Here is a 25,606-nt window from a genome sequence, read left to right on the forward strand (position 1 = left end):
GTGTTTGTTAAGACAACTTTTTAATAGTAATCGCTGCATTCACGCTTGTTTGCGTTCCACCAGCTAGCGTTACTAAATCCACCTTCGCAGGTGTAGATGTGTGATTTTTAATTGTCAAAATAGTATTTGCTGCAAGTCGCACAATGCAAAGACCATCCGTCTGCGTGTTACCCGAATTCGATCCATACGTCGTACCCGCAATCGCCACATCATTCGCGAACAACGTAAACTGTGCCGGCTGCTGTCCAGAAACTTGAAACAGAATTTCATAATCTCCACCGAGAACGAGTTTAATCTCGTCACTACCAACCGTATGTTGAATGTTCGACGTTAAAATACCATTGTGATCAAAAGAAATCGTTTCCTCTTGATCTAATTCTTGTTCGCCAACATTGTAAATATAGCCATATTCCGCAAGTCCACCTGCTGGCCCTTGCTCACCTGGAGGACCTTGTTCCCCAGGTTCACCCGGAGGACCTTGTTCGCCAGGTTCACCCGGAGGACCCTGTTCGCCCGTATCACCCGGAGGACCTTGTTCACCAGGAACTCCCGGTAATCCTGGAGGTCCTGGTGGTCCTGGTGGTCCAGGATGTCCCGAAAGACCTTGAAGCCCCATAGGTCCCCTTGGTCCTGGGCAACCTCTTGGTCCTCGCAGAATATTTAGGCTTCGAACAACTTCCTCCGTATCGTCCGTCTCGACTTGTTCTACCGTCTCATGTATTTCCTCTCTACCTTCATTCAACCGTTGTAAAAACAAACAACGGTTGCAACGGCAATTTCCCATTTTATCACCCCCTCTTGACTAACCTATTCACGGTTAAAAAGGAGGGATGGTGAAAATGTCACACTGCTGTAGAACTTAACGTCAAAACGCCTACAACAAGTAAAATGAGGAGGGCAAGTACAGCGTCGGAAATGAGTAATCCACGCGTTTGAAAAGCTGGGTCATCTTTCATTTTTTGACGAATAAACGATGCTACAATTACAACACCGATTACGAGCTGTAATTTGAAAATTAGCCAATATCCCCAAGCACTTGTTAAAAGTGCTACAAAATCATTCGTAAGCACAGCTGTATAGATCGTTCCGGTAAACGCCATGATAACTAAACTCCAAAATGCCACGCGAGAAAATTGCTTCATAAACGACATTTTTATGGAATCTTTCCATAGCATAAACAATAAGTAAATACCTGCCACCCATAACCCAGCAGCGACTAAGTGAATGCTGTTAAGGGCTATCGATAAAAATGGAAATTCCGAACTCGAGGCATGCGAATTAATACTTTTTAATACAATCATGATGAAAATCCATCCATAATCGACCCACTTATTTCGACCAAGTAAGTACAACCCTAAAATAATCAGGAGAATCATTCCAAAATAGACTCGTCCGAGCTGCGTATCAAAGAGGAAATTATTCCAATACGAATTCTCAAACACTTCTAGGAAATGAAACACTTGGGTAAGTAGAAATACCACCATCGAAACAAGAAGTGCGAATAAAAATCCTCCATAATACCGAACTGGAACTCCAGTATGTCTCCAAATAGTTAAACCAATGACAAGTAAGAGAAATCCAAGAAATATACCTTTCGCAACAGCACTCAGCGGTTTTACATTATGATCAATCGCCGCATGATTCGAATGCGTATTAACCGTCAAAGGAACATCTCTAGGCTCTTTATTTGCCGAATCATCCATCTTACCATCGCTTGTACTCGCATCAGTCTCTGACTCATCAACGACGGGGTCATCTGAAGTATCCGGCTCGGGCTCAGGAGCGACAACAGGGGGAGGAGTCACCGTAAACGAATAATCCCCTGCAACAGGATGTCCATCCTTTGACACTACAGAATACGTCACCTTCACATCGTGCTCTAGCGTATTCTCCGGAGTCAAAATGAGCGTATACGCATCATCAGAAACAGTAGTGGAAGCAACAGGAATTGCTGCACCAGTTGAATCCGACAACCTCACTTCAAAAACACCCGCATCAAGCGGATCAGAAAAACGAAGCTCAATAGTCGATGGAGAAACATCGACCACACTCCCAGCCTCTGGAATCGTTCTCTCAAGCGACGTATGAGCAAACGTTGTTAATGGTAGAAAAAACATCCCTATAAATGCAAAAATAATCGAAACAACTCGCATACCCTCAACTCCAATCTATCTATCTAGTATACGACCAATTTCAACAAAAAGTTTACAACGAGTATGACAATATAAAAAACCCACTCGAAAAGAGTGGGTTAGATGAGTTAAGTTAATTTGATTGACCATGGTGGTGGATACATTGCGTCCATCGCAACAGTTGATTTTTTAATCGACCAAGGTGGTGGATACATTGCGTCCATCGCAACAGTTGATTTTTTAATCGACCACGGAGGTGGGTACATTGCGTCCATCGCAACATTCGTTTGTTTGATTGACCACGGCGGTGGATACATTGCGTCCATCGCGACATTAGTTTGTTTAACAGACCAAGGTGGCGGATACATTGCGTCCATCGCAACATTCGTTTGTTTAATAGACCAAGGTGGTGGATACATCGCATCCATCGCTACCTCTTTCGGTGCAGTCGAAGCGAAACTAACGGAAACAAATGAACCTAGCAGAATAGCACTTAGTACAATCTTTTTTTTCAATATTGTTCCTCCTATAAAGTTAGTAGCTGTTTAATATATTTAGATGACTCTAACAGCATTTTCGAAGCTTCTTCGAATCGCTCTTGAGACACATAAAACTGACCGATATGGTTATAATAATAACCTAATTCATAAAGATGATTTCCTTCAATCATAATTGGCATCAAGTCACTAAAGAATAAGTTCTCGTATGCTTCAAAATCTTTTTTTGAATAATTTTCAAGGATCTTTAGCTCTATATATGCCTCGTATGTATCGCGGTGGGTATTCTTATCAATCTCAACATCAGAGATGAGATTGTTTGCATTGTACATCCACTTAAACACCGACTGCATATCATTTAATTCTAAATACGCTTTGATTAATGTAATAATGCTTTTTAATTTACTTATCGCGTATTCATCTGGTGTCGCTTTTAAAGAATTCATAATATGCTCAATCGATTTCTCATAATTTTGGAACTGAAAGTAAATATAACCACAGTTGTATTCTGTCGCGAATTTGAGATGTGGAGAATTTGTTTCCGCACCCGTTTTTTGCGCAGTTAAATTATGATCGATGGCAGTTTTGAAATTTCGTAATTTTAATTGTGTAATTCCAAGATTCACATGGCATTCTGCAATGCGCCTTGGTATAAATTCACGTTGATAGATTTCAAGAGCTCGGTATGCATACTTAAGACTTAGGTCAGGTTCCCAACAGTGATTAGCTGCCATTGAAATGACATAACAAATATCACCTTCTTCTAGTGGAGGAAGTGAATATGCATAGTTCTTATCGGCTTCTAAATAACAATCTAATGCATCCGGATATTTCCCTTGAGAGTAATAGTAATTCCCGAGATGTTTAAACCAAAAATACTGTGTCTCTGTCGAATACTGTCTATACGTATCTTTGTGTTTATCAATTAATTGAACAGCATTTTCAAAATCACCATTTACGACAAAAAACCGGATTTTCTGAATATCAAATTCAATTTTCTGTTTCTCCAAAAATTTACTTTGGTGAAACTCTACGATGTGTACATACTGGTCTAGCATTTTTTTTCGGTCTACGATGCCACTGATGATTTCTTTAAATTTGTCTAATTCAATCTGAGCAGGGTTATCTAACAAATCATAATCGATTTCTTTCGCAAGCTCATTTTTGATCAATGTGGCTCCTTCTCGACCATTTACATAAGATCTGACTGGTCCAAATCTTCTCGACATAAGGCACCTCATTCGTTAATAAAATATCTTCCTTTCTTATGATATCTAATCTGGATATATTTAGCTATATAACTAAATTAAATATTCTTAAAATTTTTTAAAATTCCTCTTTAGTCGCATAAAATGAGTCAAAAGAATGCCCTTTTTTACAAAATATTCTCTATTTCGCTATAAAAACAACCAGAGTTTTTAGAACGAAAATTTCGGGTATACTTTCAAGACTCTAAACATAGAAAAGAAGGCGAATAATATGGTGAAGCCACTTATTGGTATCACATCAGAGGTTTTAGAAAACGGGAGTTATTTTTTACCCCCTGTATATGCAAAGGCAATTGTTGAAGCGGGAGGAATTCCATTTTTAATTCCGTTGGTGCCAAACGAAGATTTAGATGATTTATCCGATTTGTTAGACGGACTTTTTGTGACAGGTGGGGAAGATATCGACCCTGGTTATTATAAAGAAGATCCGCACGTGAACTTAGGGAAGATTGTGCCAAAACTGGATGAACTGGAATATAATTTAGTCGAATTAATGCTGAAAAAAGACAAACCATATATTGGGGTTTGTCGTGGGATGCATATGTTGAACATTGTTCAAGGTGGATCACTATACCAACATATCCATACACAGAGAAAAGAAATGTCTCATCTACATTTACAAATCGCAGAACGAACTCACCGTTCGCATACAGTGCATGTACACAAGGATAGTAACCTTTACAACATGCTGCAGGAGGAAGAGTTCCGTGTGAATTCGTTCCATCACCAAGCATTAAATAAAATCGGCAAAGACTTAGAAGTGGTTGCACATGCAACAGACGGGATTGTAGAAGCGGTAGAAAGCAAATCGCATTCGTTTGTGCATGGTTTTCAGTGGCACCCAGAAGAGTTTGCGGTAGATGGAGAAGAGAATTCCAAACGTGTCTTTAGTCGCTACATTGAAGCGGCAATCGAACGAAAAAATCGTGATCAGAAATAATCATCTAGTGGCTTGGGAAAAATATTCCCAAGCTTTTTTATTAGTAAACAATTAATTCGTTTTTAATTGGAATAAAAATCCAAAAAATTTACCTAATAAAATCCAAAATAATTGTGTCAAAATTTAGTTTTCATGGTATATTTATGTCATCATAATAGTTCTATTGGAGGACGAGTTAATGGGCCAAACGATTGCGATAATACATATGGACATTCAACGAAAACAGCTTAGCCCACTACTCGACCGCATTTCCGTTCTCTCCAAACTGTCAAAACAAGACACGACCCTCCTATGGCAAAAATCTGCCAATCCTCACTACACTCCTTTCCAGATGATCATTGATGGCGATTCTTATGAAGTCACAATCGGAAGTACTCCGAGTGGGAATAATTTCGCTGTTTTGGCTGCACTCGAAGAGCTTGCTTTGAAATCGCTTTTTGATATCGAATCCACAATGCGCGATCAACAAATGAAAATTTTCGAATTGGCAAAATCTCGTGAAATTACGAGCGAATCGCTTTCTGACACGATTGAAAATATATGCGAAACAATTGCACAATTGATCGATGTCGATCGCGTGGGTATTTGGTTATTTGATGATTGTCAGAAAAAACTCATCGCGCAGAACATCTTTGATGCACGTTTTCATTCCCACGTTTACGGGGAAGAGTTACACAAAGTGCTGTATCCGACATACTTCGATGCTTTTCAAAATGCGCGTGCAATCGCCGTGCATGATGTATCAACTGATGCGCGAGTGAGCGAATTATATCCAGTCTATTTTGAAATGATGGGTGGCATTCAATCGATGTTGGATGCACCGATCATGATGAGTGACGGGATAGGTGGAGTGTTGTGTTGCGAATCTGTTCGAAAACGGACATGGACAGAGCTCGATCAAACTTTAGTGGGAACTTTGGCAGACATGGTCGCGTTTTTGTATGAGCGACTTCATCGACTAGAAGCAGAAACGCGTATTCAAGAACTCGCATTCGTCGATCAACTGACCGGTTTGCCGAATCAGCATGCATTCGTTGATCAAGTCACGCGTGATTTAGGTGAGTTTAACGCGGGCAAATTTCTTTACTTAAATATCGACCAATTTTCGACCATTCAGGAAGTGCTCGGTTTTGATGGAGGCGAATCAGTGTTAAAAGAAATTTCGGAACGTCTACAAACGAAGTTTCCTGATCCCAATTGCGTCGCTCGAATTGGGATGGATCACTTTATTCTTTATTTGAATGGAAATGAAGTCTCCGACTATGAAACAAAATTAGTAGATTTAAAAAAACCGCTACATATAAAAGGAGAAGAAGTGTACATCACCTATAGCTACGGAATGTCCATCTTTCCAGAGCACGGCAGCACGCCAGAGGAATGCTTGCAGAGCGCGCAAATCGCGTTAAGCTACGGCAAAAAAATTGGATCTCGTAGTATCTCATCCTTTTTTAATCCGTACATGCGCGAAATAAGTGAAACCACCTTACATACGGAAATAAATCTGCGAAAAGGACTCGACATGAACGAGTTTCGATTATATTTACAGCCGCAAATGGATTGTATACGAAACAAGATAGAAGGATTCGAGGCACTCATCCGTTGGAATCATCCGGAGAAAGGACTCATTGCACCTGTGGAATTTATTTCCCATGCAGAATCTACAGGTTTAATCCTTCCGATTGGAGAATGGGTCATTCGCCAAGCGTTTACTCAACTTGCAAAATGGAAAAAAAGCGGTCAAACTTCAATGACATTGTCCATCAATGTGTCGCCACGCCATTTCTTACACGAAAAACTCGTGCCATTTTTGGAAATGTGCTTAGAAACGTATGATATTATGCCTGAGCAGCTCATCATTGAAATAACTGAAAATGTCGCAATGGGAGACTACTTAGCAGCCCAAAAAAGGATTATTGAATTACGTGAATTAGGCTTTTTAATTAGCATTGATGACTTTGGAACCGGATTCTCAGCCTTCGTCTACTTGCAACACTTTCCGATCGACGAAATCAAAATTGACCGTCGATTCATCCGCGAAATTGAAGAAAACGACAAAAGCTTAGGTATCGTCAAGACAATCATTGATCTTGCGAAACTTCTCAACCTACGCGTAATAGCGGAAGGAGTCGAAACAATCGAACAGCTTAACTTGCTGCGATCCATCGGTTGCAAAACGATACAAGGGTATTACTACGCACGCCCAATGCCAAGTGAAGAAGTGGAAGAATGGATGGGTACGAAAACGACAAATTAAATAAATGGAATGATTAACATGATTTTTGAACACAGAACAGGTGAGAAAGGAAACGGGGTAATATCATGGAAAAGTTGGAGGTAGTATTGAGCGATTACTTTACTACTTGGAATAATGCGCTTGTGAATAAAGACGCTGATAGTATTAGATCCTTCATGTCGAAAAATTTTGTGGGCTATTGGGCAAATTCCGATATTAATAATCCTACACCCTATTACTACGATTACGACTTAGGGACTGTTCTTCAACAAATGAATGATGTAGAGAAGAAATTTCATACGAATTCTATCACCTATCGAAAGAATGGCAACGAAGCAATTGTTGTGGGAAGAGAATTCGGCGTCATTGGTGACCGAAAGTTTGCAGCTCAATGCATGCTAATCTGGGAATTCGAAGAATTCGAATGGAAATTAAAGAGGGAATATATTGAATTAGAACGATAGAAAACCAGAATAATTAAGGTTATCACATAAAAAACCCCGTTTCCGCTTATAAACTAGCGGAAGACGGGGTTGTGTTGTTTTTAAAGTATGTTTCGATAATTTCTTCGTCAGAGTGCGGGATGTATTCGCCGCGCACAATTTGGCAGCCGTTGATGCATCCACTCGACAGCAAGATAATATCCCCTGGTTCGCTCAGTTCAAGCGCTTTTAGCACGCCGTCTTTACGACTTGGTGTACCGTAAACAGGTTGCAGGGCAGGTTCACTAAACCCGGCCATTACAGCATCCACTACGTCCCAAGGGTCATTGTGACCTGGGTGATCGACCGATACGACGATTTCATCGGCAAGTCCTTCTGCAGCTTTTGCCATTTTAGGCATTTTGCCGAAATCGCGAATACCGATACCGCAAACCATTGCGATGAATTTTTCGTGGGGTAATTTCCGGATTTCCTTCATGATCGATGCTAACGCGACCGGTGTGTGGGCGTAATCGATGATGATTTTTCGGTCTTCTGGTCCGTTAATTACTTGGAAACGCCCCGAAACTTGGGACATGTTCTCTAAAACACCGAGAATCACATGGATGTCAATCCCAAGATGTAACAGCGTTGCAATCGCGCTTACTAAGTTTCCTGCATTGAAATTTCCAAAAATCGGTGCTTCAACAGGATAGACAATGCCATTGTAATGCAGGTCAAAGGCAAGTCCATTGTCGGTTAATGAAACACTTGTCCACGTTAAATCTGCACCTTTCGCAAGATCCATGGAATACGTAAGGGATGGAACAGCGATGACATCCAAAATTTCCTTACTCATTCCGTCATCGTCTAAGTTCACGACGACATGTTTTGCTTGCTTAAAAAGTTTCAATTTCGACTGAAGATAGTGTTCAAATGTCCCGTGGTATTCCATATGCTCTTCGGAAATATTCGTGTGAATCGCGACGTCAAATGTAAACGCACCTACTCGGTGTTGATCGAGCGCAATAGACGATACTTCCATTGAAGCAGCTTGATCACCAAGCCTTACTAGTTCACGAAAAATATACTGCATATCAGATTGCATCGGTGTAGTAGGGGTGCTTTTACGCATCTCCATTTCCTCTTGCGAGGAAAAGATTCCGTTCGTTCCGATTAAACCACACGGAACGCCGACTAAATCGAGCAAGTTTTTGACGTACGTAGCGACAGTGGTTTTGCCATTTGTCCCTGTAACGCCGATCGTCTTCAGACTTCTCGCAGGGTGATCGTAAAAATGGGCAGCAACGATGGCCAGGGCAAGACGGGTTTCATTCACCAACACAAACGTCACGTGCGGATGTTGCGAGATAAACGGTTCCATGGCGGCTTGGTTAGAGCCGACGATGGTCGTTGCACCGCGAGTGATGGCGTCTTCTATATAAAGATGTCCGTCCGTTTCTTCTCCAATAATGCAGAAGAAAGCTGCTTGGTGGGTGACGTCGCGGGAGTCATATACGATTCGCGCGGTCTCTTGCACCTCAGGCCCATATGTATGGAGGACGTGAAAGTTTGGAATTGTTGTCCAGTTGACGTTCATGTGCGACTCCTTTTCTACTTCTATGTTGTGCCTTTAGTTTACCATCTGAGAGAAGTGAAAAATAGCGTAATTCGACAAAATGCGCGTATGTACCCAGCAGGGAATGTGCTAATGGAGCTCGAGATTCCCGTCTGCGTTCAGTTTTGCGATGATACGGCTTGCACCACTTGCGAATGAATGTTGGCGATTGCCAATCAAAATATTCGTGTTAGGATGTGCGTAATCGATGCGAATAATACCATCAGCTGGAACAGAAATAACCGTTTTCACTCCAACTTCGGACCCAACTTCATCAAGCGTGACGTTACGACCAGCGCGAATTTCACCGCCACGACAAACGCCTTGAACGGATACATCGTTTCCAGCTTTCAAAACGGAGTGGTACACACCATGGCCAGTGACGTTAATATTCCCGCTACAATAAAGTGTGCTATTAATCGCATACGGCACGGTTAAAAACGCTTTTGGCTCCGGCGGAATACGGTGACTTTCGTATGTCGCACGAATGTCGTCGTTTAATGCTTCATATGCTGCCATAGACTCGAGTGGATTACTCGACACGACAATAAACGATTCATACAAGCTATCCGCGAGGTTCGTCCATTCTTCAGACAATACGGAAATGTGCATACGAACTTTATTCACAAAACGCATAACAATATCGCGGAAATTTGTGTATTTTTTTTCAAATAATAAACGAAGTAAATGGTTCAGCTCACGACTCGTTAACTCAGTTGGCTGTAATCCTCGCACCACGAGCAACTGGTGAAGTGCCACTTGCATATTATCCGTATACCCTAAAATTTCGCGAAGAAGCATGACTAGTTCGGAAATAACAAAATTTTCTCGACCAACGGAAAGGGTAGAGGAAAACACATTATCCCCGATATACATCGATTGACCTGCTTGAATGTTCCCGCGTGTCACGGTGCCTTTCACATTAACACGGCCAGAAGCCGTCACATTCATCGAATCGTTCACATTACCAAGTACACGAACGTCGCCCTGGAACTGAATATGTCCACTATCAATTCCGACGTCCCCTTGATGAAGATATTCTTTAATAATATCGATTTTTACTAAACGACCTCGCCATTCAATGGAAGGACGACCTGGAGCTACAGCCACGACACGATCGTGCTTGAGTGTAGTATTTTTACCTGTTTTAATAATAATTTCCTGTACTTCTTTTGGGAAAATCGGCTCTCCAAACAAATCCTTCCCAGGTTTCCCTGGAGTCGCAGGAATTTTCGACGCAATTATTTCGCCTTCTTCGACATTGACGATTTTATTTGCCTCACGAAAATCGACTTTTTCCGTATCGTCCTTTTCCGTTTCGATGACTTCTTCTACTAACCAATCCAACTCGCCGTCTTTTCCTTGAATCGGCGAAATTCCTTCCGCAATCACCACTTCACCCGGCTCTTTTAGTACCATCGCTTGTTCAATCGCATGATAGTCAATCCCTTGTTTAATACCAAGCTGCTGAACTTTTTCATACACATCATCTAGCTTCAAGTCATTAAAAAATTCCACCGTTTCGTCCACTTCTAGTTGGATGAAATTCGCAACAGGCTGATCTTGAAGCGTACGATGAACAATTTTGCCCGGTCGAACAAATAATACGGCTCTCGTATTTTGAGCCATTAACTGAATCGAAAATTCACTTGGTGTTACTTCATCTTGATAATCAATTCCGATGCGATCCGTTTTCGAAACTGCAATCCGGTCCGTTACCTTTAAGCCATTCACTTTTAACGTGACATTCTTGCCAGGTGCAATAACGGGGTACTTCTTCTCATCTTCATGTATGTATAACACTTGGTTTTCCACCCACGCACCAAACGGCATATCCTCCGTAATTTGTGTGGAAACGTTTGTGTCTTGCGGAGTCGGCGCCTCATCATATGTCGCAAATACGTCGGAATTTTCCTCTGCAAGGAAAAAATCCACCAAATCCTCCATATCAGTTGGAATGGCTTTTTCGATAGATGATGACATTGGTTCAGCTGACGCTTTCGAAAGCGGCGTGGAAGTGATTTCATCTATTGAAACAGCACTTTCTTGAACAGCCACACTTTGTTGATTTGGCGAAATATTCGTTGAAGATTCGGTTGATAGCGGAGTCGCAGTTAAATTACCTAACTTCGTCACCGACACCTCCGCTTGTTGTTTCACAATCCCAAGAAAATTCTTCTTTGGCGAATGAAGCACCTCGATTCGTACTTGATCCACCGTCGCCTGAAGAATCGACAACGCCGTCTGCGTCGCTTCTTCAATCGTATCTGCTTTAATCGTAATAGAAGGCTCCATACGTCGCTCCTCCAATCTAATTATATATACGTACCGTTTTCTCTTATTTAAAATGCTCAATAGTTTGTCTAACTATGTAATACTTTCTTAAATCTCCTCACAACAAGTAGGGAAGAGATGGAGAATAGGGTTTCATGCATTTTACAAAGGTGTGTGTCGAAGTGTACAGAGTGATAAGATGCATTTTACTTAAACATTGAGGATCAAATGTAAAGAGTATCATTTTTAAACTAAGATCTGATTGAAGTGAAGATGGCAACTCCGAGAAGGCCGATGAAATCGCGACGTCCTATCGCTCATCGGCATGGAGGCATCCTTGCCTTTAATCGCGTAGCGACACAGCGAGCTGAAGACCCTGGACTGAGCAACGCGAAGGAAGCGGCTGAAGCCGCGCTTCCTTGGCCGAACATAACGCCGCGTCCTGCGGCAGTTCGGCATGCGGAAGTCCATTTCCTTAAAGCGTCCATCGAAACGTAAATCGGAGATTTACAGGCTTTATCCTTATTCATCAAATCACATAAATCGAAGATTTATTTATTTAATCATATAAAGATTTACCAAACTATTCACAGTACGTTCTTCACAAACCGTCTCTCAAACTCATCCACATCTAGTGCACGATCCACCAAATAGCCCTGCACAATCGCACACCCATTCTCCCTCAAAAACTGAACCTGTTCCTCCGTCTCCACACCCTCTGCCACAACCTCACAACTCAAACTCTCCGCCAAATGAATAATCGACCGTAAAATCGCCTCACTCTTCGGATCATTCCCAATTCGATCTATAAAAAAACGATCAATCTTCAACCGGTCCACCGGAAAATAACTCAAATACGACAACATCGAAAACCCAGTCCCAAAATCATCGATTGCTATACTCACACCAGCATCCCGACACCGCACAATATTCCCAAGTGTAATCTCAGATGTCACCATCTCCGTCTCCTCGGTTACCTCTAACTCAATCATCGAAGACGGAATCCGAAAACGCTCCAACAAATCAAACAAATCATCAAAAAACGACTTCTGCGTCAACAAATACGGTGTAATATTAATCGCCACCTTCTTATCAAACCCGTCCTGGCGAATCCAACGCGACACCCGCGCAAAAACCTCTGCGAACAAATGCTGCGTCAACTTCAAAATATTCCCCGTATCCTCCGCGATGCCGATAAACTCCAACGGCGAAATCTCACCGAGCGTCGGGTGACGCCAACGTGACAACACTTCAAATCCATAAAGTTCATCTTTTACCGTATCCCACTGCGGCTGCAACACAAAGTAAATCCCGTGGTCACGCAAATCGTCCCCAAGCTCTTGTTCAATCAATAACCTCCGGGCAATCTCCGTCTTCATCGACGGATGATAAAAAGCATAACTATTCCCGCGCATTCGCTTCGCTTGATACATCGCTGTATCTGTCGCACTCATCAACTCATCAAAATTCTTCCCGTCATTCGGATAAATCCCGATTCCGATAGAAGCCGACACGCTAAACGAAAAATGGGAATCGAGCACAATCGGTTGATGAAACAAATCGAGCACTTCATTCGCAAACCGCCTCAACGCTTTTCGCTCCGACTCATTTACCGCGATTAAAAACTCATCGCCACCGAGACGTGCAATAAACGCCTCACTGGACAAATGTTGTTGTAACTTTTGTCCAACTCGCTGCAGCACCAAATCGCCTTTTTCATGCCCATACACATCATTTACATTCTTAAAGCCGTCCAAATCGATGAACAAAAGCGAACACGCTCGGTCTTCGGCCAATTTCTTACGAACCATCTCATGAATGGACCGACGATTCGGCAAATCCGTCAAATCATCGTAATACGCAAACATTTTCAACCGGTCTTCCGACATTTTTTTTTCGTTTATATTTTGGAAGTAAACAGAAATTCCTCTACCAGTAGAAGGGTAGGCGTTGACTTGAAACCATGTATCCAACGGTCCATAATACTCCTCAAAGGAAGTCGAAATGCGTTGATGCAGCGTCTTTTGATAATTAGAATAAAAGAGCGACTCTACCGCTTCGGGGAATTCCTCCCACACATTTTTATGTAATAATGTTCCTTTTTCTCGTTCCAATACGTCATAAGCTGCACTATTTAAATACTCGAAACACCAATTGTCGTCTAGTGCAAAAAAAGCGTCCGTCATCGATTCCAACACGCTATTCATCGATTTTTCCGTTTCCAGCACTTTTGTCACATTTTCATGTCGAATCATCAACAGCTGTTCGTCAATTTTCGTCACGGTCATCAAATACCAACGCTGCTCGGTGGGGGAGTGACACGGATACTCCAGATTGAATGTTGAAATACTTCCTTCTATGACGCTTCGAATACCATTTGCTTCATACACCGCATCACTTTTTTCTAGCATTCGAAGATAATTCACTCCGACAGATGCTTTCGACGCATCGCCACCATTTTCGATACGAAACCGTTCCCATGCTTCATTCACAAAAAGAATCGTACCAGAAGTATCGATCACCGCCACCATGTCAGGCAGTGACTGCAAAATGCCAACGGACTCTTTCTCAAGTGGTCCCATACGATCCCTCCCTACGAACGTTCCAAATTTCTTGCTCTATATACCATCATTATCGTCCGATTTAACTGTTTTTCAAGCGTATGCCGAGAAGCATTCACTTCAATCGTAGCAGCGTCTGCATACAACAACACCGTCTTTTTATTCGCCAAATCATACGCATAAATCGAATACTCTTGATTGAAAATCCACATACACTCCGGATGCTTCGGGGAACGCGTCGGAAAACACGAAAAATTGGCATCCCCGAGATACACCGGCGTCTTCCGGTCGTATTTTAAATAATGGCGCGCAGCCTTAATTCGTCCCTCATAATCGGAAAAATACCGGAGGCATACTAACTGCAGCAACTCCAAACATGATTTTTTCGAAAAATAGCTGCCACTTTCTGTCACTATCTCTGTCTGATAATCCCCTGTAAATACTGGCTTCAACACACGCGTCTTCTCATTTATCCAAACCGAATCACAATGCTCCACAATATGCCCCCATTCCATAATTTGACTGTAGCACACCAAACTCTTGCGAAACAAGTCGGAAAATACATACTTTTCTGTAAATTTGTTCGACAAAACATTCGTTTTCCATGGTCAAAACAACACGTTTCTCATACCGAAACGTTATCTTTCTTCCTTTTACACACAATTCTAAGCAGGATACGATGCACCTACCTAGGAAAACATGCGAGTGCACGCGCAGAAACGATCACCCTATGGAAACCTTTGAAACATGTCTCGCTCAGTTCGAACCCATGATTTCCGCCTGTATGCGTAAGCTTCATATCTACAAAAACCACGCTGATTACATCCAAAGCGGTCGAATTGCCCTTTGGAAAGCATGGAAAAACTTCGATTCGAACACAGGCAACTTTGCTGCCTATGCCTACCGATCGATTTACGGCGCCATGCTCGACGAAATGACCCGTCAAAATGCATACGACGTCGACGAAATGTCGGAAGACCATGCGGCCCCTGCGGGGAATGAAACCAATCATCCCGAGATTCCGTTTGAGATTCTGCCCGAGAAGGACCGTGAATTACTCTTTCTACTATATATAGAAGGTAAAAAACTCCGGGAAGTCACATCCCACTTTCACATGACCGAAGCAGCACTCAAAAAAAGAAAGGAGCGCGCTTTGTTCAAGCTCCGCAACGCGATCTTAACGCGACAATCATAGAAAAGAGGAGAGAAGCCTCCGCGCTCCTCTCCTCTTAAAAATGGAAATCGCACATCATCTAAGGAAATAAGATACTCGTTATTCCAATTTCCAATCCATTCGGTTGTTTTTACTTACGCAAAAACTGATTTGACAGGAGGTAAGTCAAGATACTTGAATCGCACCAAATATGAAATTATCGCACATCTCGTAGGACAAACGAAATACGCTCAGTTCCAATTTCCATCCTAGAATAGTACAATTCCGTTCGGTTGTTTTTGCTAGTGCAAAAACTGAATACACAACCAGCAATTTTTAAAAGGGTATTAAATTAGTGGGATGTCTCTTATGCATTTGCATGTTGTATAAATTACTTTAAATGCAGAAGACGGCGACTCCGGACCGAAAGAACGCGACATCCTTGTCGCATTTCGGTATGCAGGTATCCTTACCTTTCGGGAAAAGCTTGAGTTTAAGACCCCGCAGTCGTTATACGACGAGGAGGCTTAAGCCAAGCCTGCTTGGCCGAAAAATCGCGACTTCCTGTCGCATTTCGGCATGCAGAAGTCCTTTTCTTTAAAGCGTCCGTCGGATGCTAAATATAACTGTCGGATGCTAAAGCTATCTTAAATATATTTAAACTTAAAACACCATCCACTTTATTACATTTCCATTACATACGTTTGAAGCAAAACTCTGGAAGGGTATGGATAAACAAATAACCCTTAGGAGGAAATACAATGAAATTCGAAACAAATCGACACGTTGAAATTGCTCGCACTGAGGACGAAATGTACGAAAGATTAGAAGCGATGAAAGCTCAAGGATTTAACGAAAGTGACATACATGTAATCTCAAAAGACCATGGGCATATGCATACATTAAATCGATTCTCCGAAGTATCAGCACACGAAGCTGGCACATTCATGGATAAGTTCAAATCATGGTTTAGTGGAACTGACGCAACGTCAGAAGGTCTTCGTAAACTTAATCTCGAAGACACAGAACGCCAACGTTTCGCTCGCGAAGTAGAAAACGGTGGATTTGTTTTATACACGGATGCACAACCAACGTCAGCCAACGTCAACACAACGGAACAAGGGTATGACACATTCGGACAATCTGGTAATACGTATGAGTCGTATCACGGGGAAGAACGCCCAATGCAAGCGACTGAACCAGGTTTTGATGACACCGCACGTTCAGAAGAAGGTACCACAACATTTGGAACACACGAACCGGAATTTACTGACACAGCGCGCTCAGAAGCGACGTCTACTGAACCAGCAAGTGACTATTCGAAAGAACAAGGATTTACTCCTTCCACAAACGAATTCGTCAACGAGTCAGAAGGTCGTTTCGATGAGCCAGTCGACCGATTCGAACGTGGAGAAACGTTCATGGAAAGTGGTTTAAAAGCCAATGACTATGATACATTCAGTCACCATACACAAGAAGAAAAAATGGTTGCAGAACACCGTCCAACCATTGATGAAGCACGTCGTTCGGATCGAGACGAATTCCAAGAAACAACAGATCAAACGGAATTCTCAGCGAATCAATCGAACGAGCCGTATAATACGGAATCTCAAACAACGCAATTCCGTGCGGAGCAAGCAGGGGACTCCACACGCGAGGAATTTCAATCTTCTGCAGAACGCATTAATAGCGCATACAATGGATCGACCAGTGAATATACAACGCAGTCTGAACCATCCCTTACATCAACACGTAGTAATTTTGAGGAACCAACAGAAACGACAATCCGTAGTAATTTCGAAGCGTCATCTGAACATGAGCTGGCAAAAGATCAAACAGAAGAATTTGAATCAGAAACACGTGACCCACAATTCTTGAACCAAACAGGTGCAGACCCAAATCTAGGACCAGCTCCTTTTGGGAATGAAACATCTGAAAAACTGACAGAAGATATGAAACATGATTTTTCTCAAGATCCACGTGCAGAAGAAACACCGCTAGACGACACGGGATACGAAGAAAATGGACACGGCAATGCATTCGCGTTCGACACGAACTCTACTGAAAACGAAATCCCAACAGGGGGAGTAGAAGATGAGCCAACTTCGAACTTGTCGTACGAAGAACGCATGCGTCAAGAAAAATTACGTCACCCAGATACGGAAGGTCCACAAAACCGTCTGTTCTAGTAAACTCACTATATAGCTCTTCACTATATAGAAATGACCTCTTTTTAAAACCCCCGTTCACTAGACGGGGGTTTTACATTGTGCTCCATTCCTCTTAGTTTCATTAGGCACACTTACCTATTATTTGGAAAATCAATTTGCAATATGTTAATAAAAACCTTTCAAAGTTTCAAAAACAAGACATTCGGGGTATAGTTAGGATATTAACTAGACAAACGAGGTGTTCCGTCATGGCAACTATCCAAACAACGCCATACTTTCAACGATTAGATACTGTTGCAGAAGAAGTGATTTCCTTACTCGCCGATACAATTGGAGTAAACACTATATTTCTAGCGACAAATGACGGGACTTCGAATTTTATTGTAAAAGCATTTAATCGAAAAGCCGAGCTACTCTTAGAAGGGGAGTCTGCTCCTTTTGAAAATGTCTTATGTAAGCTAGCTGTTGAAAATGAAGGAGAACCCATTGTCATTCCAGACCTTGCGAAAAATCCTAAAACGGTTCAACATCCTATCACGCTGCAAGTAGGATCTGGCTCTTTCTTAGGTGCACCGATTTATAAAGGAAACGGGGAAGTGTTCGGGACATTATGTGCTTTCGACACCGAACCATATAACTTTTCTCAAAAAGACGTCCGCTTAGTGAAAACCTTCAGCTCGCTCTTGAGCCAAACAATTTTTTTAGAAGAAATGATGGTTCACGATCATCTTACAGGCCTTTACAATAGCTTTTTCCTCAAAGCATTTTTTGAAGAACAAAAAGCCAGCTGCCCAAATTACGCAGTACTTTATATCGACTTAGACAATTTTAAGGAAGTAAACGACACATATGGACACGATATGGGAGACCGCCTACTCACTCAAGTAGCTCGGATATTCCAAAAAGTTGCCCCGAAAGACAGCATCACAGCTAGAATAGGTGGAGACGAATTTGTCCTTCTAATCCCACTTGTCGAGAACGATCTAACCCAAGCGGAAAAAGCTGCAACAACTTTATTACAGAAACTAACAGTGGAGCCAGTCATCGTTGAAGGTATCCCGTTTCTTATTTCCGCAAGCATCGGCGTTACACTTCTCGACGCATCAAAAGAACTACGTCATCTTATTAAAGAAGCAGACGAAGCTATGTATGCCGCAAAACGCTCTGGCCGTGGCCGAATTGAATCGCACCAATCCTAACGAATGAGGAATCTCCACTCCTCATTCTTTTTTTGCACCACAAAACCTTCTTCAAACCAATTCGACAAAACAATCACCGAATTCGATCCTTCCGCAACCCAATAACCAAAACAACAACCCAATCCCGCCATCAAAAAAGAAGCTTTCGCCGCAGCGAAAGCCTCCATATCTTCTGTTAGCGATCCATCTGTCTTACCGCACCGTTTTCATCTTTATACACCACATGCTCTCGACCAAACTTCGTTGGCGAATCAATCCCTGCTGCAGCGGCCACTCGGTACAATCCTTCTCGCATCGCTAATATAAAGTTCGTCACACGATACTTTTTCTCTTCCACAACGAGCGCTTTTTGTAACTTCTCATCTGTCGTTGCGACCCCAGTTGGACACGTATTGGTATGACACGTATGCGCCATAATACAACCAACCGAAATCATAAACCCGCGTGCCACTTGTATTAAATCGGCACCTAATCCAAGTACGACAGCCGCTTTATCTGGAGTAATCACTTTTCCCGACGCAATAATCTTCACTCGGTCACGCACCCCGTGAAACCGAAGGGCATCATCCAGTAGCACAAGCGCTGTACGGAGGGGAAGACCTACACTATCCGCTAAATCCGGATACGTAGCCCCAGTTCCACCTTCACCACCATCAAGTGAAATGAAATCCGGCCCTCGCATTGTTTCTTTCATATACGCTGCTAACTCATCCGCATCTGTTGGAGACCCAACAACAATCTTAATACCAACAGGCTTTCCAGTCGCACCGCGAATCTTATCAATAAAATTAAATAATGTCTCGTAATTATCAAACTCATGAAAACGATTCGGACTATTAATCGTTGTATACGGAACTACATGTCGAATACCTGCAATTTCCTCTGTTACTTTCTCCGCCTCCACGTGACCACCACGTGTCTTCGCACCTTGCGCAAGCTTCAACTCAAACGCCTTCACTTGCGGAATCTTCGCTTTCTCCTTCAACCGCTCCATCGAAAACTCACCTTCAGGAGTTCGGAAACCATATAATCCAGAACCAATCTGCGCAATCAAATCCGCACCACCACTCAAATGATGCGGGGAAATGCCACCTTCACCTGTATTCATCCACGAACCACGCGCCATCCCAATACCCATCGATAAAGCGGTAATCGCATTTTTACCAAGCGCCCCGTAACTCATCGCTGACTGACCAACTAAACTACGAACTTTAAAAGGCTCCGCACAACCTGGACCAATCACCACCGCATCATCTTCTGGCAACAACCACGGAAGCGTCTCCAACTCACTAAACGATTCTTTCCGTGTAAATAAACCATCTTCTTGCACCGTGTAGCGCTTCGTCGTCACAAGCTCCAGATTATCGACACGCATTTCCTCGGTATTCTTCGTAAACATCGCATTGCGTATGTAAAAACCAGGCTCTTGAAAATCACGCTTCGACCCAAAACTGACAATATGCTGCAAATATTTCCCGGGAAATACCATCGACAAATATTCTTCTCGATTAAACGGCTTCCCGTCATTATCATCATCAAACAAGTACTGTCGAAACTCCGGCCCGACCTTTTCTAACGTATACCGCACACGTCCTAAAATCGGAAAATTCCGCAAAATCGCATGCTGCTTCTGCTTTCGATCAAACACATACAAATACAGAACAAACCCAATAACTGCAACTATTAGCACAGTCACCAAAATTTCGGACGAATATTCGAACCAACGCATAAGACTCTCCCCCTATTGACGAAATTTTTCAAACACTCTACTATAATATTACCTTAAACGACAGCCCTAAAACGAAAGGAGGGACAAAATGCGGAAAATCATCTCACTACTACTCGTCGCACTCATTCTTTCCTTGCCAATCGCAAACGACACACAAGCAGCACGATACTTCAAACCATCCTTAGCACTATTGAAAAAATCACGCATCATCGAAAACCGACAATCAGCGTACGAACCACTCGCAAAAGAACTATCTCAAACTGGTCAAACCGTATACGCAGGGATAGCTTCCGTCGCACCAAAATACCTACAAACACCATATCTTTATGCCGGCATTACACCAGAAGGCTTCGACTGCAGTGGCTACATCGCATACGTACATAACGAAGCTGGACTAGCCCTGTCGCGCACATCGAGCCAAGGCTACTACAACATCTCCAAAAAAGTCGTGCAACCCGTGCCTGGAGATCTCGTCTTCTTTGAAAAAACAATCGCAGCACCCGGCATCACACACATGGGCATCTACATCGGTGAGGGGAAATTCATCCACGCCAGCACCTCCAAAGGCGTCACCTACGGCAACGTCAACGACACCTACTGGAAAGACAAATTCGTCGCTTACAAACGACTCGACATGCTCACCAACTAGCACTGCGCAACCCTCTTTTGGCAATAAAAAGAGAGGCAAGCCCAGTGTTTTTTTCATCTCTTCAAATTGCGCTCCGTCTGGCCACGACCACAAGCCTCAAGCGGTCTTTTTCCAAAAACACCAACTTACTCGCCTAACATTGTCCGGATTCCCAACACCTTAACATAAGCTGGAGAGACGTGGTATGATACTCCTATTAAGTAGGAGGGAACATCATGTTTTCATTTCCCGTAGACGAAGAAATACAACTAGAATTACTTCAAACTCATCACAAGGAAGAATTATATGCACTTATTGACACCAACCGGGAACACTTACGAAAGTGGTTACTGTGGGTAGATAAGCGAAAGTCTGCACAAGACTTTGACGCGATTATTCCGATGTGGATTCAGAACTATGCTGAGAATAACGGCTTTGACGTAGGAATCCGGTATCGAGGGAAACTTGTCGGGATGGTAGGACTTCATTACATTGATTGGAAAAATCGCGCGACAAGTATAGGATATTTCCTAGCAGAAGATGCACAAGGGAGGGGGATCATTACGCGAACCATTGATGAGCTCATTACGTACATATTTAATATCCTCGAACTCAATCGAATCGAGATTCAAGTCGCAGCAAATAATGAAAAAAGTATCGCTATTCCAAAACGGCTTCACTTTACATACGAAGGCAACAAAAGACAAGGGCAATGGCTATATGATCATTACGAGGATTTATTGACATTCAGCTTGTTACGAGAACAGTGGGAAGGAAGTAAAAAAAGCACTACCTAAACCGAAACAGGTTAGGAAGTGCTTCATTTACAAAAACTTAAACAGTAGTTGGCATTAACTTTGCGCTCGCTAAACGTTTGCGAACGGCAATACCGACAACAGCTGCTAAAACCGCTTTCACGACACCGAGTAGTAAGAACGGCGTAACACCTGCAGCAATCGCTACAGACCAAGACATTTCAGCTGCAACTTTTAGCCAAGCAGTTCCAAAAGCGAGTGTAATCACCATCCCAATGATGTTCGCAACAATCGCGTGCGTAACGGTAAAACCAAATTTCTCGACATACCAACCAATGACAAATGCGGTTGGAACAAATCCGATTAAATAACCACCAGTTGGGCCAACTAATGCGCCTAGACCGCCTTCCATCCCAGCAAACACGGGAGCACCAACAGCTCCAAGTAGAAGATAGACAATCACGGATAATGTACCGTAACGACTTCCTAAAATTGTAGCTGCTAACCCTATAGCTAAGGTTTGGCCAGTAATCGGTACTGGTGAAAATGGCAATGGAATCGAAACTTGCGCTAGTACGGCAATAATAGCCGCAAATAATGCCGTAACAATCAACATACGTAAACGTTCATTTCTCATGTGTATAACCCCTTTAGTTAATATGTGTTAACCATAATTAGAAAATGGTTAACTCATTTACTATCTTAAAAAACAGAAACTTTTTCGTCAAGCAGTAATTTCACGAAACTTTTGCTTGAAAGATTTGGTAATGGGTATACACTGTAACAGAGAGTGGAAAGGAGCTACAACAATGGATGACCAATCGAAAGACCCTCGTGAGTACTTACAGCAAAAATCGAGGCAACAATACTGGGCTTCCAGACGAGCGCAAGCTCCCAAAAAATACAAACCTTCCGTCTCTAAACCGACAAGCTACGTCGTTCTCGACTTCGAAACAACTGGCTTTCGACCCGGTGCTGATCAAATCATCCAAGTGGGTGCGATTAAATTTCTCAACCACGAAAAAATAGACGAAATGAACCAACTCGTTAACCCGAGACGTCCCATTTCCTCTAAAATCACCGCATTAACAGGCATACACGATGCAATGGTCCGAAACTCGCCAACCATCGCAACCGTCCTGATGGAACTCATCGAATTCATTGGCGACTTGCCAATCATTGCGCACAACGCCTCCTTTGACATGGGCTTCCTATATGCACACGATAACATTATCGACATCCCGTCCTATACGGTTATCGATACCGTCAAACTTGCACGAAAAGTAATCCAAGCAACACCCAATCACAAACTCACAACGCTTTCGAACTACCTAGAGCTCGAACACAATGCACATGACGCACTCGGTGACTGCATCGTGACAGCGAAAATCTATCAATACTGCCTATCCAAACTCTAACCCACATCCGGGAAAGAGTTTTTTTCATGGAATAAAACAGTAGGATATAACAACATCATACGAATCCGGCAAAAATAGTATAGAAGCGACACGAATCGCACACAAATCGAATAAACCGCACATAATTTCCAGGTTTCGCACCACGAGAGTGATCTAATAACTATATTTTATATCGAATAAGACATCATAAGATGAAGTCTGTGCGTTTTCGCCACCGCGAAAACGGTCCATTCAAACTAATAGAGTGGCTTTCGCACGCGAAAGCTTCTGATTTACCCCCTGGCAACTTACTATCCTAAGAATCCTGTACTATGAACCTAAAGTAGACAGTTTAATTCCGCTCAACTGTTATTCTTTAACTATATTATAAGCATAGGAGCGGTGAAAGTGATGTCTACAAATTACAAACGATATGATTTTACGACAAAAAAGATTGCAGTGGAGCGGTATTTATCTGGTGAGTCTGCTCAAAGTGTTGCAGTCGAGTTAGAAATAAGTAACAGAAGAAGAGTTCAGGATTGGGCTGAATTAGTTCGTACAGCGGGAAGCTTTGAAGTATTACACGGTAAACAAGGAAAAAAACCAAAAACACAGCGAGAGAAATTATATGTACTTGAAATTGAGAAATTGAAAAGAGAGATAGCAGTTTTAAAAAAGAGAATGGATTCAGTGGGGAGGTGAAATATTACGAAGAAAAGTGCTTGTATGTAACGAACTATAAAGGTTTCTTGTCCATTGTAGAGCTTTGTTTAATGGTCGGGATCTCCCGATCCGGTTATTACAAGTGGATGAAAAATTCCCATAAAGAAAGAAAAGCAGAAAAGGATAAAACACTTCTTAACAAGATGTTGAGTATCTACAATACTCATGCAGGTACATTAGGGAATGAACGAATGAAAAATGAATTAGAAAAGGCTGGAATTAAGGTCAGTGTAAAGCGAATTGCGAGAATGCGAAGAGATTATCATATGCCATTAAAAACAAGTCATAATTGGAAACAAAAATCAAAACCACACGCGATAATCGGAAATCTTTTAAACCGTAACTTTAAAGCTAAACGTCCAGGAATTAAACTATGTATTGACATTACTTATCTAGAGGTCGAGAGACCTTATAGACATTTTTTATATCTATGTGCCATTAAAGATTTGTGCCATGGAGAGGTAGTCGCCTACTCGATCAGCGATACGATGACGACATCGATGGTTTTACAAGCAGTTGATCAATTGTTGGAGAAAGGTCTTATGGAAAAGAATGCGATTCTACATAGTGATCAGGGATCGCAATTTACTAGTGCAAGATATTTAAATTACCTTTACCAAAACTCCATAACTCCCTCTATGTCGCGTAGAGGAAACTGTTGGGATAATGCATGCATCGAAAGCTTTTTTGGGAAGCTTAAAGTAGAAATGCCATGTTTTATAATCCCTAAAACAGATGAAGAAATGATAAAGGCAGTTGAAAATTACATCTCTTATTATAACAATGTTCGACCGCAATTAAAATCAAAGAAGACTCCTAAAGAGCTTTTACTAGAAATGGCTTCTTAAGTAGAAAATGCCTAGGGCGGAAATGAGCGGAATTTGAGCGGACTACTTGTCTACTTGACAGGTAGTAGGTCATCCAGCAAAAATAGTATAGATTCGTCATGCATCGCACACAAATCGAATATATCGCACATAATTTCCAGGTTTCGCCCCGCTAGAGTGTTCTAATACCTATATTTTATATCGAATAAGACATCATAAGATGAAGTCAGTGCGTTTTCGCCACAGCGAAAACGGTCCATTCAAACTAATAGGGAGGCTTTCGCACGCGAAAGCTTCTGATTTACCCCCTGGCAACTTACTATCCTAAGAATCCAGCAGAAATAGTATAGATTCGTCATGCATCGCACACAAATCGAGTATATCGCACATCATCTCCAAATACCGCACCACTAATGGGTACAAATGATCTCCAATTTCCTATCCTAAACTATTTATCTCTGATTTCAGATGCGAATCCCCGATGAGAACTCCCTATATAAAGCACGCATCTCCCAATATAACTTTCTGAATTATTAGAGTTTCAGAAATGAAACATTCCTCCTTTACAAATTTCGCCCCACGAAGTAAACTAATATCTTGTTAAGTTACTTAACTATTAACTTGCTTAAGGAGTTTTCCACATGAATCGGCAAGAAGTGACAAAAGAGTTTATTCATTTATTCCGTCAATTAATCCGCACTTCACGTGCCGATCTTTCTAAGTTGTTAGAAGAATTTATTCCATATAATGAGTACGTATTTTTAGGAATCGTTAGCGAATTCGGTCCTTTGAAACCGAGTGAAGTCGCAATACGTGTCAATACAACAAAAGCGTACGTTACCATGACGTCCGATAAATTAGTCGAAAAAGGGTTTCTGGAACGGACTCGTTCTGAGGAAGATCGGCGTGCCGTATTTCTCCACGTGACACCAAAAGGGGAGGAAGTGATTTCTCAAATGCGCGAAATCATAGTGGACTATTTTGATGTGAAATTCGTGGACCTTTCGGAGACGGAAATTATCTCTGTGAATGAAACACTCAAGAAAATACCTTTGAAATAGAAGAAAAGAAGGAGATAT

22 protein-coding genes are annotated in these 25,606 nt (G+C 42.1%); 12 read left to right on the top strand and 10 right to left on the bottom strand.

All coding sequences use genetic code 11. The features are described 5' to 3' along the window. Positions 1-7 precede the first annotated feature (7 nt). The 4 genes from D3873_RS13330 to D3873_RS02875 all read right to left on the bottom strand — a co-directional run bounded on the left by D3873_RS13330 (position 8) and on the right by D3873_RS02875 (position 3,858). Entirely contained in the window at positions 8-784 is a 777-nt protein-coding gene (locus D3873_RS13330; RefSeq protein WP_162920119.1) for a collagen-like domain-containing protein, read from the bottom strand. A 58-nt stretch (positions 785-842) separates the two neighbouring features. Then, positions 843-2,153 (bottom strand): copper resistance CopC/CopD family protein, encoded by a 1,311-nt coding sequence (locus D3873_RS02865; RefSeq protein WP_119882606.1) that lies wholly within the window; start codon positions 2,151-2,153, stop codon positions 843-845. A 107-nt stretch (positions 2,154-2,260) separates the two neighbouring features. Beyond that, on the bottom strand, positions 2,261-2,647 hold the full coding sequence (locus tag D3873_RS02870; RefSeq protein ID WP_119882607.1) for a hypothetical protein: 387 nt from the start codon (positions 2,645-2,647) through the stop codon (positions 2,261-2,263). An 11-nt stretch (positions 2,648-2,658) separates the two neighbouring features. Then, positions 2,659-3,858, bottom strand: a complete 1,200-nt coding sequence (locus D3873_RS02875; protein WP_119882608.1) for a tetratricopeptide repeat protein — start codon at positions 3,856-3,858, stop codon at positions 2,659-2,661. Between the two features lie 250 nt (positions 3,859-4,108). On the opposite strand from D3873_RS02875, the gene D3873_RS02880 reads away from it, so the two are divergent. From D3873_RS02880 to D3873_RS02890, 3 genes are all read left to right on the top strand, one after another. Beyond that, entirely contained in the window at positions 4,109-4,837 is a 729-nt protein-coding gene (locus D3873_RS02880) for a gamma-glutamyl-gamma-aminobutyrate hydrolase family protein (RefSeq protein WP_238473815.1), read from the top strand. A gap of 178 nt (positions 4,838-5,015) precedes the next feature. After that, positions 5,016-7,091: a sensor domain-containing phosphodiesterase gene (locus tag D3873_RS02885; RefSeq protein WP_119882609.1), complete on the top strand. Its 2,076-nt coding sequence runs from the start codon at positions 5,016-5,018 to the stop codon at positions 7,089-7,091. Between the two features lie 65 nt (positions 7,092-7,156). Then, positions 7,157-7,534 (top strand): DUF4440 domain-containing protein, encoded by a 378-nt coding sequence (locus D3873_RS02890; RefSeq protein ID WP_119882610.1) that lies wholly within the window; start codon positions 7,157-7,159, stop codon positions 7,532-7,534. 46 nt (positions 7,535-7,580) lie between these two features. Here D3873_RS02890 and D3873_RS02895 read toward each other — a convergent pair whose 3' ends face one another. The 4 genes from D3873_RS02895 to D3873_RS02915 form a co-directional block, all read right to left on the bottom strand. Further along, positions 7,581-9,092, bottom strand: coding sequence for a UDP-N-acetylmuramoyl-L-alanyl-D-glutamate--2,6-diaminopimelate ligase (locus tag D3873_RS02895; protein WP_119882611.1), 1,512 nt, complete (start codon positions 9,090-9,092; stop codon positions 7,581-7,583). A gap of 108 nt (positions 9,093-9,200) precedes the next feature. Then, complete coding sequence (locus D3873_RS02900; protein ID WP_119882612.1) at positions 9,201-11,405, bottom strand: flagellar assembly protein A; 2,205 nt, start codon at positions 11,403-11,405, stop codon at positions 9,201-9,203. Positions 11,406-11,971: 566 nt separating this feature from the next. Continuing rightward, entirely contained in the window at positions 11,972-13,966 is a 1,995-nt protein-coding gene (locus D3873_RS02910) for a sensor domain-containing protein (protein WP_119882614.1), read from the bottom strand. Between the two features lie 11 nt (positions 13,967-13,977). Continuing rightward, positions 13,978-14,460 (bottom strand): competence protein ComK, encoded by a 483-nt coding sequence (locus D3873_RS02915; RefSeq protein ID WP_119882615.1) that lies wholly within the window; start codon positions 14,458-14,460, stop codon positions 13,978-13,980. Positions 14,461-14,675: 215 nt separating this feature from the next. On the opposite strand from D3873_RS02915, the gene D3873_RS02920 reads away from it, so the two are divergent. The 3 genes from D3873_RS02920 to D3873_RS02930 all read left to right on the top strand — a co-directional run bounded on the left by D3873_RS02920 (position 14,676) and on the right by D3873_RS02930 (position 18,468). Next, positions 14,676-15,140 (top strand): sigma-70 family RNA polymerase sigma factor, encoded by a 465-nt coding sequence (locus tag D3873_RS02920; protein ID WP_162920121.1) that lies wholly within the window; start codon positions 14,676-14,678, stop codon positions 15,138-15,140. 719 nt (positions 15,141-15,859) lie between these two features. Then, entirely contained in the window at positions 15,860-17,287 is a 1,428-nt protein-coding gene (locus tag D3873_RS02925; protein WP_119882617.1) for a YflT domain-containing protein, read from the top strand. A gap of 230 nt (positions 17,288-17,517) precedes the next feature. After that, a complete protein-coding gene (locus tag D3873_RS02930; protein WP_119882618.1) occupies positions 17,518-18,468 on the top strand; it encodes a sensor domain-containing diguanylate cyclase in 951 nt (316 codons plus the stop codon). Between the two features lie 175 nt (positions 18,469-18,643). Here the strand turns inward: D3873_RS02930 and D3873_RS02935 are convergent, their stop codons facing one another. After that, a complete protein-coding gene (locus D3873_RS02935; RefSeq protein WP_119882619.1) occupies positions 18,644-20,197 on the bottom strand; it encodes an FMN-binding glutamate synthase family protein in 1,554 nt (517 codons plus the stop codon). A gap of 88 nt (positions 20,198-20,285) precedes the next feature. Between D3873_RS02935 and D3873_RS02940 the strand changes: the two genes are divergently transcribed. Together D3873_RS02940 and D3873_RS02945 are read left to right on the top strand one after the other, a co-directional pair. Further along, a complete protein-coding gene (locus tag D3873_RS02940) occupies positions 20,286-20,846 on the top strand; it encodes a C40 family peptidase (protein ID WP_119882620.1) in 561 nt (186 codons plus the stop codon). Between the two features lie 215 nt (positions 20,847-21,061). Further along, positions 21,062-21,622: a GNAT family N-acetyltransferase gene (locus tag D3873_RS02945; protein WP_119882621.1), complete on the top strand. Its 561-nt coding sequence runs from the start codon at positions 21,062-21,064 to the stop codon at positions 21,620-21,622. Between the two features lie 37 nt (positions 21,623-21,659). On the opposite strand, the gene D3873_RS02950 is transcribed toward D3873_RS02945, so the two are convergent. Continuing rightward, positions 21,660-22,217 (bottom strand): biotin transporter BioY, encoded by a 558-nt coding sequence (locus tag D3873_RS02950; RefSeq protein ID WP_119882622.1) that lies wholly within the window; start codon positions 22,215-22,217, stop codon positions 21,660-21,662. A 172-nt stretch (positions 22,218-22,389) separates the two neighbouring features. Here D3873_RS02950 and D3873_RS02955 point away from each other — a divergent pair, with 172 nt between their 5' ends. The 4 genes from D3873_RS02955 (at position 22,390) to D3873_RS02970 (ending at position 25,588) form a co-directional block, all read left to right on the top strand. Next, positions 22,390-22,998: a 3'-5' exonuclease gene (locus D3873_RS02955; protein WP_119882623.1), complete on the top strand. Its 609-nt coding sequence runs from the start codon at positions 22,390-22,392 to the stop codon at positions 22,996-22,998. Positions 22,999-23,388: 390 nt separating this feature from the next. Continuing rightward, complete coding sequence (locus tag D3873_RS02960; protein WP_119882409.1) at positions 23,389-23,679, top strand: hypothetical protein; 291 nt, start codon at positions 23,389-23,391, stop codon at positions 23,677-23,679. Further along, the gene (locus tag D3873_RS02965; protein ID WP_162920106.1) at positions 23,676-24,548 is read left to right on the top strand and encodes an IS3 family transposase; all 873 of its coding nucleotides are present in this window, start codon (positions 23,676-23,678) and stop codon (positions 24,546-24,548) included. The genes D3873_RS02960 and D3873_RS02965 overlap by 4 nt, the downstream gene beginning before the upstream one ends. Positions 24,549-25,168: 620 nt before the next feature. Further along, complete coding sequence (locus tag D3873_RS02970) at positions 25,169-25,588, top strand: MarR family winged helix-turn-helix transcriptional regulator (protein ID WP_119882624.1); 420 nt, start codon at positions 25,169-25,171, stop codon at positions 25,586-25,588. Positions 25,589-25,606 lie beyond the last annotated feature (18 nt).

It is taken from the genome of Paenisporosarcina cavernae (assembly GCF_003595195.1).
In the GTDB taxonomy this organism is placed as follows: domain Bacteria; phylum Bacillota; class Bacilli; order Bacillales_A; family Planococcaceae; genus Paenisporosarcina; species Paenisporosarcina cavernae.